Below are 15,299 nucleotides of genomic sequence, written 5' to 3' on the forward strand. Positions count from 1 at the left end.
GCGGCGTGGCCAATGGACCGGCACGGGGCCGGCCATTGCCGTTCTCACACAATCGATGCCGCCGGCGGACCGGCGGCATCGGATACAGCAACAGGCGGCGCCGCTTAGAAGCGGAAGCCCACTTCGGCCTTGACCTGGCGCGGAGTGCCGATGATGTCGCCGGTCTCGTTGTAGCTGGCCTGCAGCTTGCCGTTGGTCTTGACGTAGTTGTAGGTGGAGAAGTTGTCGAAGTTGAACACGTTGATGATGTCCAGGCGGGCGTACAGCTCGGTGTTGCCCGCCAGCTTGAACGTCTTCGTCGCCTGCAGGTCGACCGAACGGTAGCCGAAGATCTTGCCACCCACCAGGAACTTGCCGGTTGCGTTGGGCACGGCCGCCTGCGGGGTCGGCAGGGTGTAGCCGCTGGCCTGCATCACCGGGTACCAGTCGTTGACGGCGGTCGGGGTGGCCAGGGTGATCTTGCCGCCGAAGGTGATGCCCCAGAAGCCCGCGTACGAACCGGTCACCACCAGGCGGTGGCGCGGTGCGCCGTTGGAGCGGATGGTCGGGTAGTCACCGATCAGACCGCGATCAAAGGCGTACTTCTCGTTGATGTCGCGGTTGTGGCGCGCGGTGGTCCAGGTATAGGCGATCGAGGTGCCCCAGCCGCTTTCCTTGGTGAACGGCTTCTGCGCCGACAGCAGGACCTGGGTGGCACGGGTCTTGATGCCCTGCTGGCCGATGATCAGGCTGCCGAAGCCCGGTACGTTGCAGCTCCAGGCCTGGCTCAGGCCCGGGGAGGTGCCACCGCACAGGCGCGGATCATCGAAGAACTGGCCGGTCGGATAACGGTTGCCCAAGGTGAAGGCGAAGCCGTCGTAGCTCAGGGTACGTGCGATGGTGGCGTCGGTCAGCCAGTCGCCGATCTGGTTGCTCATGCCCAGGCTGAACTGGTCCGAGTACGGCGCCTTCAGCTTGTTGTTCAGCAGGTCCACTTCCAGGCCGGCATTGCTGGTCGCGCCGACCAGTGCCTGCAGGTTGCCGATGCCGTTGAGCAGGTTCGGGTTCCAGTCATAGCAGGCAGCCTGGCCGTTGATGCAGGCGCCGGTGGCCGGGTTGCGGAAGTAGATGGTCGGCTGCGGCAGGGCCAGCTTGGTGGTTTCCAGCTGCAGGTTGTCGAACAGGTCGCGGTCGTAGGAACGACCAGCACCACCATGGATCACGTGCTGCTCGTCGGCATTGATGTCATACGAGAAGCCCAGGCGCGGCTGCCAGGCATCCTTGAATGCCTTGCGGTTGTGACCGTTGCTGATGTAGTCGCTGATGTCCAGGCCGCCCAGTGCCAGCGAATCGGCATAGGTCTGGCCGGCGGGAGCGCGCGGATCCTGCGAATAGATGGCGTCGACCACCTGCTGCGGGGTCACGAAGTCCAGGTAGGACGGGGTCTTTTCGTAGTCCCAGCGCAGGCCGATGTTCAGCTGCAGGTGATCGTTGACCTGCCAGTCGTCCTGGATGAACACGCCGTACTGCTTGGACTTCGAACGCACTTCGCCGGACACGCCGGTCACGCCGGTCACCGGCTTGACGAACTGCGCCTTGTACGGAATGGAATCGGGGAAGTCCGGATCGCCCAGCGAGTAGGTGAAGGTCGGATTGATCTGCGCCGCATCGGATGCGTACAGGTCGATCTGCTTGTACTTCACGCCCATCTTGATGGTGTGGTCACCGGCCCACTGGATGCCATCCAGGGTCAGGTTGTCTTCGATCGACCAGCCCTTCTGGCCCTTCACCTGCGAATCCAGTGCCGAGGCGCCACCGATCTTCACGATGGTGCGGTCTTCGGGGCCGTCCGGTGCGGTGTAGGTGATGCCGTTGGCCAGCGTCAGCGGCGTCGGGTTGTTGAACGAATCCTCGTGGGTGACCATCAACTCGTTGTAGTAGCGCTCACCGCTGTGGTTCCAGCGCAGGGCGTAACGACGGTCGGTGTTGACCACTTCACGGCCGGCTTCCGGCGAGGTCTGGCCACTGAACTGCGACTGGGTTTCGTCGCGGTCCTGGAAGGTCAGCTCGATGCGATCGTTGTCGGTCGGCTCGAAGTCGATCTTGCCGAAGATCAGGTCCTGCTGGAACGGCTGGCTGGCCGGGCCAAGGCCGGCGGCGCCGGCCGGCGGCAGCAGGCCGGCAGCGCCGGTGACCGCGCCATCCGGCGCGATGGTGACCGGCAGGTCGAAGCGCTTGGCTTCGTAGGTCACGAAGAAGTGCGCCTTGTCCTGGATGATCGGGCCACCCAGGGCGAAGCCGTATTCCTTCTCGGCCGAGACCATCTTCTCCTTGCCACCCTGGCGCTCGGCCGGGGTCTTGGCACGCATGTCTTCATCGGTGTAGCGGTAGAACGCCTCACCCTTGAACTCATTGGTGCCGGACTTGGTCGCAGCCGTCACGGCGGCGCTCGACACCTGGCCATACTCGGCCTTGTAGTTGCCGCTGATGACCTTGTATTCGCCGATGGCCAGCTGCGGGAACGGGTTACCGGCGCTGCCGGACTGGCCGGCCACGCCGCCGCCCTTGACGTAGCTCTTCTGGCCGACGCCGTCGATGTAGACGTTGGTGCCATCTGCATTGGTTGCGCCGCCGCGCAGCGAGGTGTTGCCCTTGGCATCGCGGGTGAAGATCAGGCCCGGCACCGCGTCGGCGAACTCCAGGAAGTTGCGCGACACCTGCGGGGTGGTCTGGATCTGCTGCAGGCTGACGGTCTTGCCAACTTCGGAGGTGCGCACTTCCTGCAGCAGGGTCGGCGCAACAACGTTGACGGTGTCCAGGTTGGTGGCCGCGGTCGAGCCCGGGGTGCTGCTGGCTGCGCCAGCGAAGTTCAGCGTCGCGGTCGAAGCCACGGTGACGGTGACCTTCTGGGTCTGGCCGTTGGCGACCACGTTGTACGTGCCCGGATCCAGGCCCATCAGCGAGTAGCTGCCGTCGGCGCGGATGGTGCCACGGCGGACGGTACCGGTGGCGACGTTGGTGGCGGTCACTTCGGTGCCGGCCTGGGCACCGGCAACCTGGCCGCGCAGGCTGGCGTTGGCCGACTGCGCCATGACGTTCGGGGCGGCAGCCAGCATCAGGCAGCTGACCAGAGCGGTGCTCAGCAGCCGGCGCGCCGGCATGCGGAAGGTGGTATGCATCATCAACTCAATCTCCGGGTGGCGGTAACCGCTTGCGCGGTCCCTGCGATCAGTCAAAAAAAGAAGAAACGCCTCTGGCTTCAACGGCCGGATGGCGGAGTGGTGGAATCGCGAACAATCAAGCGGGGAACCAGGGTCTGCTTGTCCCCTGCCCCATCCGTGGAGGTGCCGTCCATCAACTGCATCAGGCGCGTCATGGCCCGGTCGCCGAGCTCGGCGATGCTGACCTGCATGGTGGTCAGCGACGGGTGGACGAAACGCGCCAGTGGAATGTCATCGAAACCCGCCAAGGCCACATCGGCCGGGACGCGGACCCCTGCCTGCGTGAACGCATACAGGCAGCCCAGGGCCATCATGTCGTTGGCGGCGAATACGGCATCGGGCAGCGCTCCGGCTGCCAGCAACTCCTGACCGGCACGATGGCCGGAAGCTTCGTCGAAATCACCGGGCAACTCGATGCCTTCGGCGCCACCGCCAGAAGCCGCCAGCGCGTCACGGAAGCCGCGCAGGCGCTCGCGCGCGTCGAAGTTGAGGTCCGGACCAGAAATGAAGGCAATGCGGCGGTGGCCGGCATCCAGCAGGTGGCGGGTCATCGCCATTGCGCCGGCGTGGTCGTCGATGCTCAGCACCGGGTGGTCCTGCCCGGGCAGATAGGTGTTGATCAACACCGTCGGCAACGACTGCGGCAGGTTGTCGGTCAGGAAGCCCGGGCTCTCGGCATAGGGCGAAAGCACCAGCAGGCCGTCGACGCGGCCGCGCATGGCACGCAGGGCGGCGCCCTGCTGTTCCTGGTCACCGTGGTAGCTGGACACCAGCAGGTGCTGGCGGCGGTTGCGGGCCACCCCGTCAATGCCGCGCATCAGCTCGGAGAAGAACTCGCCGTACAGGTCAGGCAGCACCACGCCCACCGTATTGGTGCGGCGGCTGCTCAGGCTGCGGGCGGCGGCGTGCGGGGTGTAACGCAGCCGTGCGGCCACCTCCAGCACAAGCTGGCGGACCGGTTCGGCGACATTTTCATGCCCGTTGAGCGCGCGGGAAACCGTGGCCACGGAGACCCGGGCTTCGCGTGCGACGTCTTTGATTGTGATAGCTGCCTTGTTCACGAAGCCGCCCTCCACGGCTTGGACCTACCAGCATTGGCGCGGAATGTAAGCGTTTCCATCCAGGCTTGTAAACAGTCCGTTAGGCGAATGTCCCGAAATGGACATGAAAACCTGTCCGTGGCGAGGCCATGAAGGACCCGCCAGGACAGCGTGGGACAAGGGCTCAGCCCTGTTCTGACGGGGTCTGCGCGCGGATGGACAACGCGTGGATATCGGTCTCCATCATCGACCCCAGCGCGGCATAGACCGCGCGGTGCCGGGCAAGCGGCCCCAGCCCGGCGAAGCGCTCACTGACCACATGCACGTTGAAATGGCCGCGCCCGTCGCGCGCACCGGCATGGCCGGCGTGACGATGGCTATCGTCCTCGATCTCCAGCACGCTCGGCGCCAGCGCCTGCTGCAGCGCATCACGGATCCGCTCGATCCGTTCCGCGTTCACGGCAGCACCTTGCGGAACGGGCGGACCTGCACGCGGGTGTAGACGCCTGCAGCCACGTACGGGTCGGCATCGGCCCAGGCCTGGGCCTGCGGCAGCGACTCGAACTGCGCGATCACCACCGAACCGCTGAAACCGGCCGGGCCCGGGTCTTCACTGTCCACCGCCGGGCACGGCCCGGCCAGCAGCAGGCGTCCCGCGTCGCGCAGCGCATGCAGCCGCGCCAGATGCTCCGGCCGCGCCTGCAGCCGCTGCGCCAGCACATCCTGGCCGTCATACCCTTCGATCACATACCACACCGGCATTTCCTCGCTTGCATTGTCGGGTCCGCCGATTCTAGCCAATGCAGCCCCTGCCCCGGTCCGGCTGGACACTGGCGCAGCAAAGGCTTACCCTAGACTCCATTGCACGTGGCTGGATGCAGCAGCCCGTTGGTTTCTGCGGCCACGCAGCCCCCGACGACAGATCCGCTGCTTCAAACCGGACCACCTGGCCGGGCCACGTAGACGACCTCCCCGTAGTTCTGTCGCTGCCGTTTACTGCGGCGCGTCCTGCTGTTTGATATGTGTGGAATCGCGCCGATCCCGGCGCGTCTGGTGCCCTGGGGCTCCGTGGCGTTGGCCCGGCGAACCCGGTGCCGCGACTGGTCCGTTGCAATCCTGATGTCCATTAGATGACTTCCGAACTCGCGCTCGACGCGAACCCGCCAACCCGGCCGCCCGCCCCCCAGCAGCAGGAAATGCCGCTGGCCGTGGTGCATGGGCAACCGGTCCTGCAGATCCCGCAGGACCTGTACATCCCGCCGGACGCGCTGGAAGTCATCCTGGACGCCTTCGAAGGCCCGCTGGACCTGCTGCTGTACCTGATCCGCCGCCAGAACCTGGATGTGCTGGACATTCCCGTGGCCGAAATCACCCGGCAGTACGTGGAATACATCACCGTGATGCGCGAGCTGCGCTTCGAGCTGGCGGCCGAGTACCTGGTGATGGCCGCGATCCTGGCCGAGGTGAAGTCGCGGATGCTGCTGCCGCGCCCGGTCAGCGAGGAAGGCGATGAGGCCGACCCGCGCGCCGAGCTGGTGCGCCGGCTGCAGGAGTACGAACGTTTCAAGCAGGCCGCCGAGGACATCGACGCCCTGCCCCGCCAGGACCGCGACACGACGGTGGCGCATGCCTTCATGCCCGAGCGCGCCACGGTGAAGCTGCCGCCGCCGGTGGACCTGAAGGAAATGCTGCTGGCCCTGCACGACGTGCTCAAGCGCGCCGAGCTGTTCAGCGGCCACGCCATCAAGCGCGAAGCACTGAGTGTGCGGCAACGCATGGGCGAAGTACTGGGACGCCTGGAAGACGGCAAGTTCTATCGTTTTGAAGGGCTGTTCACCGCCGAAGAAGGCAAGCTGGGCGTGCTTGTCACGTTCCTCGCAGTGCTGGAACTGGCCAAGGAACAGTTGCTGGACATCGTCCAGGAAGAACCGCTGGCGCCGATCTACGTGAAGTCGCTGGCTGCTGGCAACACCAACGCGCCGCTGCAGTTCAGCAGCGAGTTTGACGACAACGACGCCGCCAATGCCAACGAGTGAGCGCTGACTGCCGATGGATCAATCGCTGATCGACCGCATTGTCGAGGGTGCCCTGCTGGCCTCCAGCCAGCCACTCACCCTGGCCCAGCTGAAGGACCTGTTTCCGGAAGAGGAACCGGCACCGCCGGGCAGCATCGAACGTGCGCTGGAGCGCCTGCGCGAGGCCTGCGAAGGTCGTGGCGTGGAACTGGTCGAGGTCGCCTCCGGCTTCCGCTACCAGGTCACCAGCGAAGTACATGGCTGGATCAGCCGGCTGTGGACCGAACGCAAGACCCGCTACACCCGCGCCACCCTGGAAACCCTGGCGCTGATCGCCTACCGGCAGCCGATCACCCGCGGCGAGATCGAGCAGGTGCGCGGCGTGGCGGTCAGCAGCAACATCATCCAGGCGCTGGAAGAACGCGAATGGATCCGCGTGGTCGGCCACCGCGACGTGCCCGGCAAGCCGGCGCTGTTCGGCACCACCAAGGGCTTCCTGGACTACTTCGGGCTGAAGCGGCTGGACGAACTGCCGCCGCTGTCGGAACTGAAGGACCTGGGCGAGCTGGAACCGCAGCTGGCCCTGGATCGTGATGCACCGGCCGTGGCCGGTGCCGAGGGTCCGGACATCTCGGCCAGCGCCGATGGCGTTGCCGCGAACGATGACGCCGGCCTGGCCGGCAGTGACACCCCCGATTCCGCCAATGCAGCCCCTGCATCGGCCTCCGATGAGCAAGCACCTTCGCCCCTCGATGATGGGCACCCCGATTCCGCGCCGGGCGAGCGCGCGGTGCCAGTGAACGAACGCGAAGACAACGCCGTCGCGATGACGACCGTGGCTGTTGACCAAGCCGATTCCGAACCAGAGGCCGACCTCGAAACCGTCGGCCGGAGCAAAACTGATGAGTGACACCCCCCGTAACAAGCTCTCGCTGAAGCGCGAAGCCACCTCCGAACAGTTCAAGCTGGAAGAGCGCCTGCACAAGGTGCTGGCCCAGGCCGGCCTCGGCTCGCGCCGCGCGCTGGAACAGCGCATCGCCGAAGGCCTGGTCAAGGTCAACGGTGAAGTCGCGCAGACCGGCATGTCGGTCAAGAGCGGCGACAGGATCGAACTGGATGGCCGCGGCTTCGTCGCCACTGCCCTGGCCGAGCCGTCGCGCGTGCTGGTCTACAACAAGCCGGAAGGCCAGGTGACCACCCGCGAAGATCCCGAAGGCCGCCCGACCGTGTTCGAGTCGCTGCCGCCGCTGAAGGGCGCGCGCTGGATCGCCATCGGCCGCCTGGACATCAACACCACCGGCCTGCTGCTGGCCACCACCGACGGTGAGCTGGCCAACGCCATGATGCACCCGTCGTTCGAGGTCGAGCGCGAGTACGTGGTGCGCGTGCGTGCACCGGAAGGCGAGGAAAAGGTCTCCGACGCCATCGTCGACCGCCTCAGCCGTGGCGTCGCACTGGAAGACGGTCCGGCCAAGTTCGATGAGATCGAACGCATCGGCGGCACCGATTCTCACGACTGGTTCCGCGTCGTGGTGAAGGAAGGCCGCAACCGCGAAGTGCGCCGCCTGTGGGAATCGCAGGGCTGCCAGGTCAGCCGCCTGAAGCGCACCCGCTATGGCAAGGTGAGCCTGCCGCGCGAACTGGCCCGTGGCCATTCGGTGGAACTGGGCACCGCTCAGGTGGAAGCGCTGCGTGCGCAGCTGAAGCTGGAAGAAGGCGCTCCGTCGGCATTGACGCTGCAGCCGGTGATCGGCCAGCGCCGCGCCGCAAAGACCACCGTGCGCGTGCGCGAAGGTGGCCGCGGCAATGCCTACGTCAATGGCCACAACACCGCTGACGAAGGTCGCGAGCTGCGCCGTTTCGACAACGTCCGCGAAGACCGCGGCCGTGGTCGCGGCGGCAAGGGTGGCGGCTTCAAGGGCGGCCTGACGGTCAGCGGTGAAGCAGCGGCCAAGCAGTCGCAGAAGCCGTTCAAGCAGCGCGCGCCGAAGAATGACCGTTCGCTGCCGGAAGGCAATCCGGCCGCGTTCCGCACCTGGTACGTGCCCGATGGCGTGAGCACCGGCCCGAGCGGCCATCGCAATGCCGGCCCGGGCGCACGTGGCCCGGGTGCCCGTGGTCCGGGCGCAGGCGGCCAAGGCCGTCCGTACGGCAAGCCGAAGGGCCCGGGCGCCGGTGGCGGCCAGGGCCGTGGCGGTTTCGGTGGTGAAGGCCGTGGCGGCGCAGGCGGTCAGGGTCGTCCGGCCGGTGCCGGCAACCGCTCGCAGGGCCAGGGCAACAAGCACCCGTACGGTCATCCGGGCAACGCCCCGAGCTTCCCGTCCGACCATGCAACCCCGGGTTTCAACCCGTATGGCAGCCCAAAGCCGGCACAGGGCGCCCGTCCGGGCGGTCGTGGTCCGGGTGGTGGTGGCAACCGTGGCCCGGGCGGTAGCCGTGGTCCCGGCGGTCCGGGGGGCCACCGTGGCCCCGGTGGCAACCGCGGTCCCGGCGGCCCGCGCCGTAGCGGCCCGCGCGGCGGCTGATCACAGGCCACGCTGAAATGAGAAACCCCGGCCCAGGCCGGGGTTTTTCTTTAAAAAAGGGACGGAGGGGATTAAGTCGTTTTCGCCCCTTCGACACATGGCGTGGCGAAAACGACTTAATCCCCTCCGTCCCCTTTTGCGTGGCGCTGGAAAGCGGCGGGCGTGGTGCCGGCCATGCTGCGGAAGAAGGCGATGAACGGGCTCTCGGCGGAGAAGCCAGTGTCCTGCGCCACATGCGCGACGCGATGCCCGAGCAGCAGCAGCTCCATGGCCCGCATCAGGCGCCATTGCTGGCGCCAGGCCTGATAGCCCATGCCGGTATCACGTTGCATCAGCCGGCCAATGGTGCGCACGCTCAGACCCGCGCGCTCGGCCAGCTCGCCCAGTTCGGGCGGCACCTGTTCGGCCAGCGGCAGGCAACGTGCAATGCGTGGATCACGCGGCAAAGGCAGGTCCATCGGCGCCACCGGTGCAGCGGCGATTTCCAGCACGCACAACGCCAGTTGATGGTGTGCGCGCGGCAATTGCCAGTCATGGTCGAATGGTGCCTGCGCGATCGGCTCCAGCAAGGCCTGCAGCAGCGGACCTACGCCGATGATCGCCGGTTGCCGGGGCAGCTGGGCCGACAGGGTGGCGTCGAAGTACAACGAACGGTAGTCGACCGCCTGGCGCATCTGCGCGCGATGGCGCAGCCCGCCCGGAATCCACGCCGCGCGCGCAGGCGGCAGCAGGCTGATGCGATCACCGTAGGTCAGGCGCGTACAGCCCTGCCGGGTGTAGAGCAGCTGCGCACGTGCATGCTGGTGCCAACCCGAATCGTGATCCGCCAGTGACGCCGCGATCCCCAGCACCGGAGCGCTCCAGGCATCAGCGTCGAAGGGCGTGTCCGGCTGCAACCAGGCCATGTCCGATTTCATATATCCAATGACAGGATGCAGAGAGTGCGCCATTGCAGGCGCGACCACAATGCGCGGCCCTGTTCGTGGAGCGCCCGCATGTCGCGTCGCCTGTTGTTGCTCACCATCGCGCTGCTGATGTTTCCCCAGCTGGCGCAGACCCTGTACAGCCCGGCCCTGGCCGATCTGGCCAAACGCTTCGCCCTGCCGCCGGGTACCGCCAGCCAGGCCATGAGCCTGTATCTGTTCGGCTTCGCTGCAGGCGTGCTGCTGTGGGGGCGCCTGGCTGATCGTATCGGTCGTCGCCCGGCCCTTCTCTGTGGCCTCGGCGTCTTTGCCGTGGCTGCACTGTGCGGCCTGCTGGCTGGCAGCTTCGGCCCGGTGTTGCTGGCCCAAGCGCTGGCTGCGGTCGGCGCCGCCTCCGCTTCGGTGGTCACCCAGACCGTGCTGCGCGACCATCTGCAGGGGCCGGCGTTGGCGCAGGCATTCTCCTGGATCGGCATGGCCCTGGCCCTGAGTCCGGCCATCGGCCTTGCACTGGGCACGCTGCTGGTCGCCGCCCATGGCTACGTCGGCGTACAGTCCGGCCTGCTGCTGATCGCTGCCCTGCTGGCAGTCGCATGCCTGGCGGGCCTGCGTGAAAGCCGCCCTGCACATATCCCGCACACGCCCATGCTGCCGCTGCTGCGGCAACTGCTGCGCGATCGCTGGATCTGGTCACAGGCGCTGCTGGTGACGGCGTTCAACGTGGCGATGTACAGCTGGTATGTACTCGGCCCCTTCGTGTTTGCGCGCCTGCACTGGCCCGCCGTCTGGTTCGGCGCCAGCGGCGCGGTGCTGGCACTGGGCTCGGCATTGGGCGCGTGGGGCAATGGCCGCCTGCTGCGTGCAGGCGTTGCCACAACAACGCGCATCCGCATCGCCGCAGGCCTGGTCCTCACGGGAGGCTTGCTGGCCGCGTTGCTGCATGATCACCCTGCCCTGGTCGCGGCGATGGTCCCAGTGGTGACGGGCTTCGGCCTGGCCATTCCCAATGTGCTCGGCCAGGCCCTGCGCGGCTATCCACACTGTCTCGGCAGCGCAGGCGCGCTGTTCGGCCTGCTCTACTACCTGTTGATCGGTGCGGCAATGGCGCTGGTCGGTGCAGTGCAGCTGCTGGGACCGACGCTCATCGTGTGTGGCCTGCTGGCCTTGTGGTTGCAGCGACGGCGTCCCGCTGCGACCTAGGAATTGCTGCAAATGGAGCGCACTGTGCGCGGCTTCCGGGAACGGCTTTGATTCGCTGGCTATCGTGCGCGCTGTCCCACCCAAGGCAGATGCCCATGATCACCATCACCGCCGAACAGGCCCGCGCCAATGCTGACGCCGCCAAGCGCCCGATCGAGCTGTTCTACCGCGACCTCGACAACGCCATCCAGGCCGGCTCGGAAAATGGCCGTCGCTACATCGTGTTCGGCTTCAGCCAGGTAATGGCCAGCGAGCAGCTCGTCGAAGACGCGGTCGCACAATTGCTGAAGAATGGTTTCGATGTCGAACGGCTGTTGAGCGACTCCGAACAGCACTACATCCGCATCAGCTGGGGAATTGCCGAGCCGACGCGCCTCAGCGCCGGCTGATGGTGAAGGCAGCGCCGTCCACGCCCAGGTCCCAGCCCTTGCCGGTGCCGGACAGGGCCAGCGAGATGTCGCCCTTGGTCATCACCTGCGCATTGCTGGATTTCACTGCGCCGGCATGCGCACCGACCGAGGCGTAGGTGCCCAGCAGCTCGTTGACGCTGACCGCGCCGGTGAAGCTGCCACGCCCATTGGTGATCTTCGACTTGCCCACGGTCAGGCCGCCGCCCTTCACTTCGATACGCACCGGCATGCTGGCGCCATTGCTGCAGGTGACCGTGCCATTGCCGGAGGCGGTCTTGTAGATCAGCGACCAGCCGGACAGGTTGTAGCGCAGCTGGCAATCGAGATTGCCGGCGGCGTGTGCAGCAGGGGCCAGCGTGGCAGCAGACAGGGCCAGCAGCAGGGCGAAGGGCTTGTTCATGGCAGGACTTCCAGTTCGGTCGGACTGCCGGCGAATCTAGCAGCGCGCGCGTGCACGTTGGATGCAGGCGCGCGCGCTGGTGCGGCGTTGTTCAGGCCGTGGCTCAGGCCTGTTCGTCCAGGTGGAAGGCATCGGCATCGAGCATCGCCGGGAAGCGCGCGCGATGTGCGGCCAGGGCATCGGCCGAGATGGTGGTGGTCACCACCTGTTCGCGTTCGCGGATCTCCACCTGCGGCTGGCCGAGGAAGTCGATCACCGCGCTGTCGCCGGCGTAGTGCAGCTGGTTGCCGTCCACGCCGACGCGGTTTACCGCCGCCACGAAGCACAGGTTCTCGATTGCCCGCGCACGCAGCAGGGTCTTCCACGCATAGGCGCGCGCAGACGGCCAGTTGGCGACGAAGATCTGCAGGTCGAAATCCAGCTGCTGCGGGCGTTCGACGTTGTAGCGGTTGCGGCAGAACACCGGGAAACGCAGGTCGTAGCAGACCTGCGGATTGATCCGCCAACCCTTCCATTCCACGCTCAGGCGCTCGCGGCCAGCAGCATAGCGTTCGTGCTCGCCGCCGTAGCGGAACAGGTGGCGCTTGTCGTAGTACTGCAGCTCGCCCTCGGGCGTGGCAAACAGCAGGCGGTTGTACACGCCCTCGCCGTCGCGCAGCTGCACGCTGCCGATCACCGCCGCGTCCAGCGCCTTCGCTTGTTCGCGCACCCAGGCCACGGACGGGCCGTCCATGCCTTCGGCCTGGGCAATGGCCTCGTTGGAGAAACCACTGGTGAAGGTCTCCGGCAGGATCACCAGGTCGGTGGTGCCGGCCAGCGGCGCCAGCAGCGCACCATAGTAGGCACGGTTGCCGGCCGGGTCGTGCCAGCGGGTGTCGCCCTGGACGAGGGAAATGCGCAGGTCCTGCATGTCTACGCCTCCGCTCACAGCAGCCGCAGGCGTTCGATCGCCGCGTCCATGGTCGCTTCGTTCTTGGCAAAGCACAGGCGCACCAGGCGCTGGCCGGCCGGCGGAGTCTCGTAGAACGGCGACAGCGGAATGGCGGTCACGCCCTTCTCGATGGTCAACCACTTCACGAACTCATGGTCGGGCAGGTCGCTGATGGCCGAGTAGTCCACCAGTTGGAAGTAGCCACCCGGCACCGGCAGCGCTTTCAGGCGCGTACCGGCCAGCTGCTCGCGGAAACGGTCGCGCTTGGCCTGGTAGAAGGCGCCCAGTTCCAGGTGGTGTTCGGGTTCGTCGCGGATCATCGCGGCGAAACCGTACTGCGCCGGGCCGAAGCTGGTGAAGGTGTTGTACTGGTGCACCTTGCGGAACTCGACGGTCAGCGCCGGCGGCGCGATCGCATAGCCGATCTTCCAGCCGGTGCAGTGGTAGGTCTTGCCGAAGCTGGAGATCACGAATGCGCGCTCGCGCAGCTCCGGGTAGCGCAGCGCCGACTCATGGCGACGGCCGTCGTAGATGATGTGCTCATACACTTCATCGGAAATCAGGTAGATCTGCGTGCCGCGCAGCAGTTCGGCCAGCGCCTGCATGTCCTGCGCCGACAGCATCGCGCCGGACGGATTGTGCGGGGTGTTGACGATCAACATGCGGGTGCGCGGGGAGATCGCTGCACGCACGCGATCCCAATCGACGGCGAAGGTCTGCGGATCGAGCGACACATGCACCGCCTTGGCGCCGGCCAGGTCGATCGCCGGCTCGTAGCAATCGTAGGCCGGGTCGAGCACGATCACTTCCTCGCCCGCACGCACCACGGCGTGGATGGCGTTGAAGATCGCCTCGGTGCCGCCGCTGGTGACGGTGATCTCGCTGTCCGCATCCACCTGCGCGCCGTAGCAGTCCAGCGCCTTCTGGGCGATGGCCTGGCGCAGCGGGGCCACGCCGGTCATCGGCGGGTACTGGTTCAGCCCGGCGGCCATCGCCTTGGCAGTCTCATCGATCAGGCGCTGCGGCGCGGAAAAGTCCGGGAAACCCTGGCCCAGGTTGACCGCGCCGTGTTCGGCGGCGAGCTGGGACATCACGGTGAAGATCGTGGTACCGACCTTGGGCAGCTTGGTGGTGGGTTGCATCGGCCTGGACTGTGGGGAACAAGGCCTCCGAGTTTACGCAATCCGCGCGTCGGTGGTGCCGGCCGCTGGCCGGCAACCTCGGCTGGCAGTTGGAGAAATTGCCAGCCAGCGGCCGGCACTACCCTGCGAATTCACCGCTACAATTGCGACCGCACTCCGGCATGAAGACCCCTGCCCCTTGAACACCCCTGCATTGCTGGCCGCCAGCGGCCTGAGCTTCTCCCGCAATGACGAGCCGGTGTTCGGCCCGCTGGACTTCCATGTGGACGCGGGTGAAGCCCTGCTGGTGCAGGGTGGCAACGGCGCCGGCAAGACCACCCTGCTGCGCGTTCTGGCCGGCCTGGCCCGGCCCGGCGCCGGCCAGGTGCGGATCGACGGCAAGCCCTCCAGCAACGCAGAGCGTGCGCGCTATGTCGCCTATCTCAGCCACCTGCCGGCGCTGAAGCCGGACCTCGGCACGCTGGAAAACCTGCACTTCCTGTGTGGCCTGCACGGCCGCCGTGCGCGGCAGATGCCCGGCAACGCGCTGGCCATCGTCGGCCTGGCCGGTTACGAGGACACTCTGGTACGCCACCTGTCGGCCGGGCAGAAGCGGCGGCTGGCACTGGCGCGCATCTGGCTGTCGCCGGCGCCACTGTGGCTGCTCGACGAACCCTACGCCAACCTCGACCTGGAGGGCATCACCCTGGTCAACCGGATGATTTCGGCGCACCTGCGCGCCGGCGGCGCTGCGCTGGTCACCACCCATGGCGCCTATGCCGCACCGCCGGTACGTACCCGCCAGCTCGACCTCGGCGGTGCCGCATGATCGCGCCGGGTACCGAACCAGGCCTGTGGCAGACCGCAGGCGCCCTGCTCAAGCGCGACCTGCGCCTGCTCTGGCGCCGCCGCGGCGACGCGCTGCAACCGCTGCTGTTCGCGGTGCTGGTGGTGGTGCTGTTCGCGCTGGCCCAGGGTCGTGAGCCACAACTGCTGGCCGCCACCGCCGGCGCCGTGCTGTGGCTGGCCGTGCTGCTGGCGGGACAGCTGTCGCTGGATTCGCTGTTCCGTTCCGACGCCGAAGATGGCTCGCTGGAGCAGTGGCTGCTGGCGCCGGTGCCGCTGCCCTGGCTGGTACTGGTGCGCGTGCTGCTGCACTGGGCCACCACGGCACTGCCGCTGATCGTGATCAGCCCGCTGCTGGCCGAAATGCTGCATCTGCCGCATGACCAGCTGCCGATGTTGCTGGCATCGTTGCTGCTGGGCACGCCCTTGCTGAGCCTGATCGGTGGCGTGGTCGCCGCACTGACCGTTGGCATCCGGCGCTCTGGTATTCTCGTGGCGCTGCTGTCGTTGCCGCTGTACGTGCCGGTGCTGGTGTTCGGCGCAGGCAGCCTGGCGGCAGCCGGGCGCGGGCAGGATCCGGTCGGTGCGCTGCTGATGCTGGGCGCCGGCCTGCTGGTCGCGCTGGTGCTGGCGCCGCTGGCCACCGCCGCTGCAATACGTATTTCTCTGAGTTGACCGAGCTGAGAGC

Annotated in this window: 15 protein-coding genes; 7 read left to right on the top strand and 8 right to left on the bottom strand. The window is 67.0% G+C overall.

All coding sequences use genetic code 11. The annotated features are described in order from the left end of the window. Nucleotides 1-104: 104 nt before the first annotated feature. The 4 genes from ACM0PB_RS01445 to ACM0PB_RS01460 form a co-directional block, all read right to left on the bottom strand. Nucleotides 105-3,161 carry a TonB-dependent receptor gene (locus tag ACM0PB_RS01445; protein WP_049414530.1) on the bottom strand — a complete coding sequence of 1,019 codons (3,057 nt, stop codon included), beginning with the start codon at nt 3,159-3,161 and terminating at the stop codon, nt 105-107. A gap of 77 nt (nt 3,162-3,238) precedes the next feature. Then, nucleotides 3,239-4,276 carry a LacI family DNA-binding transcriptional regulator gene (locus ACM0PB_RS01450; protein ID WP_005417630.1) on the bottom strand — a complete coding sequence of 346 codons (1,038 nt, stop codon included), beginning with the start codon at nt 4,274-4,276 and terminating at the stop codon, nt 3,239-3,241. 148 nt (nt 4,277-4,424) lie between these two features. Beyond that, entirely contained in the window at nt 4,425-4,700 is a 276-nt protein-coding gene (locus ACM0PB_RS01455) for a BolA family protein (protein WP_005417632.1), read from the bottom strand. After that, nucleotides 4,697-4,996, bottom strand: coding sequence for a YciI family protein (locus ACM0PB_RS01460; RefSeq protein WP_005417634.1), 300 nt, complete (start codon nt 4,994-4,996; stop codon nt 4,697-4,699). The genes ACM0PB_RS01455 and ACM0PB_RS01460 overlap by 4 nt, the downstream gene beginning before the upstream one ends. Before the next feature lie 374 nt (nt 4,997-5,370). Between ACM0PB_RS01460 and ACM0PB_RS01465 the strand changes: the two genes are divergently transcribed. Genes ACM0PB_RS01465 through ACM0PB_RS01475 form a run of 3 tightly spaced genes read left to right on the top strand, consistent with a single transcriptional unit; the run spans nt 5,371 to nt 8,780 of the window. After that, nucleotides 5,371-6,276, top strand: coding sequence for a segregation and condensation protein A (locus ACM0PB_RS01465; RefSeq protein ID WP_005417635.1), 906 nt, complete (start codon nt 5,371-5,373; stop codon nt 6,274-6,276). A 13-nt stretch (nt 6,277-6,289) separates the two neighbouring features. Beyond that, nucleotides 6,290-7,165, top strand: a complete 876-nt coding sequence (gene scpB, locus ACM0PB_RS01470; RefSeq protein ID WP_053497859.1) for an SMC-Scp complex subunit ScpB — start codon at nt 6,290-6,292, stop codon at nt 7,163-7,165. Further along, nucleotides 7,158-8,780: a pseudouridine synthase gene (locus tag ACM0PB_RS01475; protein ID WP_065178279.1), complete on the top strand. Its 1,623-nt coding sequence runs from the start codon at nt 7,158-7,160 to the stop codon at nt 8,778-8,780. Before scpB ends, ACM0PB_RS01475 begins: the two co-directional genes overlap by 8 nt. A gap of 116 nt (nt 8,781-8,896) precedes the next feature. On the opposite strand, the gene ACM0PB_RS01480 is transcribed toward ACM0PB_RS01475, so the two are convergent. Further along, the gene (locus ACM0PB_RS01480) at nt 8,897-9,685 is read right to left on the bottom strand and encodes an AraC family transcriptional regulator (protein ID WP_065178278.1); all 789 of its coding nucleotides are present in this window, start codon (nt 9,683-9,685) and stop codon (nt 8,897-8,899) included. A 90-nt stretch (nt 9,686-9,775) separates the two neighbouring features. On the opposite strand from ACM0PB_RS01480, the gene ACM0PB_RS01485 reads away from it, so the two are divergent. Together ACM0PB_RS01485 and ACM0PB_RS01490 are read left to right on the top strand one after the other, a co-directional pair. Then, entirely contained in the window at nt 9,776-10,903 is a 1,128-nt protein-coding gene (locus ACM0PB_RS01485; RefSeq protein WP_065196630.1) for an MFS transporter, read from the top strand. A gap of 95 nt (nt 10,904-10,998) precedes the next feature. Beyond that, a complete protein-coding gene (locus ACM0PB_RS01490) occupies nt 10,999-11,292 on the top strand; it encodes a hypothetical protein (protein WP_065178276.1) in 294 nt (97 codons plus the stop codon). Here ACM0PB_RS01490 and ACM0PB_RS01495 read toward each other — a convergent pair. The 3 genes from ACM0PB_RS01495 to ACM0PB_RS01505 form a co-directional block, all read right to left on the bottom strand. After that, nucleotides 11,279-11,713: a hypothetical protein gene (locus ACM0PB_RS01495; protein WP_065196629.1), complete on the bottom strand. Its 435-nt coding sequence runs from the start codon at nt 11,711-11,713 to the stop codon at nt 11,279-11,281. The two genes, ACM0PB_RS01490 and ACM0PB_RS01495, sit on opposite strands and share 14 nt — an antisense overlap. Before the next feature lie 103 nt (nt 11,714-11,816). Continuing rightward, nucleotides 11,817-12,623, bottom strand: coding sequence for an amidohydrolase (locus ACM0PB_RS01500; RefSeq protein ID WP_065196628.1), 807 nt, complete (start codon nt 12,621-12,623; stop codon nt 11,817-11,819). A 14-nt stretch (nt 12,624-12,637) separates the two neighbouring features. Beyond that, complete coding sequence (locus tag ACM0PB_RS01505; protein WP_065178273.1) at nt 12,638-13,786, bottom strand: pyridoxal phosphate-dependent aminotransferase; 1,149 nt, start codon at nt 13,784-13,786, stop codon at nt 12,638-12,640. A gap of 178 nt (nt 13,787-13,964) precedes the next feature. On the opposite strand from ACM0PB_RS01505, the gene ccmA reads away from it, so the two are divergent. Both ccmA and ccmB read left to right on the top strand, forming a co-directional pair. Next, nucleotides 13,965-14,594 carry a heme ABC exporter ATP-binding protein CcmA gene (gene ccmA / locus ACM0PB_RS01510; RefSeq protein ID WP_065178272.1) on the top strand — a complete coding sequence of 210 codons (630 nt, stop codon included), beginning with the start codon at nt 13,965-13,967 and terminating at the stop codon, nt 14,592-14,594. Beyond that, nucleotides 14,591-15,286 (top strand): heme exporter protein CcmB, encoded by a 696-nt coding sequence (ccmB, locus tag ACM0PB_RS01515; RefSeq protein WP_065196626.1) that lies wholly within the window; start codon nt 14,591-14,593, stop codon nt 15,284-15,286. The genes ccmA and ccmB overlap by 4 nt, the downstream gene beginning before the upstream one ends. The last annotated feature ends 13 nt before the right edge of the window (nt 15,287-15,299 follow it).

This window comes from Stenotrophomonas sp. AR029 (genome assembly GCF_047520695.2).
GTDB classification, from domain to species: Bacteria; Pseudomonadota; Gammaproteobacteria; order Xanthomonadales; family Xanthomonadaceae; genus Stenotrophomonas; species Stenotrophomonas sepilia.

Bases quoted from the DNA above. Each gene is read 5' to 3' on its own strand.
- ACM0PB_RS01445 (WP_049414530.1), bottom strand. From the start codon at position 3,161: ATGATGCATACCACCTTCCGCATGCCGGCGCGCCGGCTGCTGAGCACC.
- ACM0PB_RS01465 (WP_005417635.1), top strand. From the start codon at position 5,371: ATGACTTCCGAACTCGCGCTCGACGCGAACCCGCCAACCCGGCCGCCC.
- scpB (WP_053497859.1), top strand. From the start codon at position 6,290: ATGGATCAATCGCTGATCGACCGCATTGTCGAGGGTGCCCTGCTGGCC.
- ACM0PB_RS01475 (WP_065178279.1), top strand. From the start codon at position 7,158: ATGAGTGACACCCCCCGTAACAAGCTCTCGCTGAAGCGCGAAGCCACC.
- ACM0PB_RS01480 (WP_065178278.1), bottom strand. From the start codon at position 9,685: ATGGCCTGGTTGCAGCCGGACACGCCCTTCGACGCTGATGCCTGGAGC.
- ACM0PB_RS01485 (WP_065196630.1), top strand. From the start codon at position 9,776: ATGTCGCGTCGCCTGTTGTTGCTCACCATCGCGCTGCTGATGTTTCCC.
- ACM0PB_RS01490 (WP_065178276.1), top strand. From the start codon at position 10,999: ATGATCACCATCACCGCCGAACAGGCCCGCGCCAATGCTGACGCCGCC.
- ACM0PB_RS01495 (WP_065196629.1), bottom strand. From the start codon at position 11,713: ATGAACAAGCCCTTCGCCCTGCTGCTGGCCCTGTCTGCTGCCACGCTG.
- ACM0PB_RS01500 (WP_065196628.1), bottom strand. From the start codon at position 12,623: ATGCAGGACCTGCGCATTTCCCTCGTCCAGGGCGACACCCGCTGGCAC.
- ACM0PB_RS01505 (WP_065178273.1), bottom strand. From the start codon at position 13,786: ATGCAACCCACCACCAAGCTGCCCAAGGTCGGTACCACGATCTTCACC.
- ccmB (WP_065196626.1), top strand. From the start codon at position 14,591: ATGATCGCGCCGGGTACCGAACCAGGCCTGTGGCAGACCGCAGGCGCC.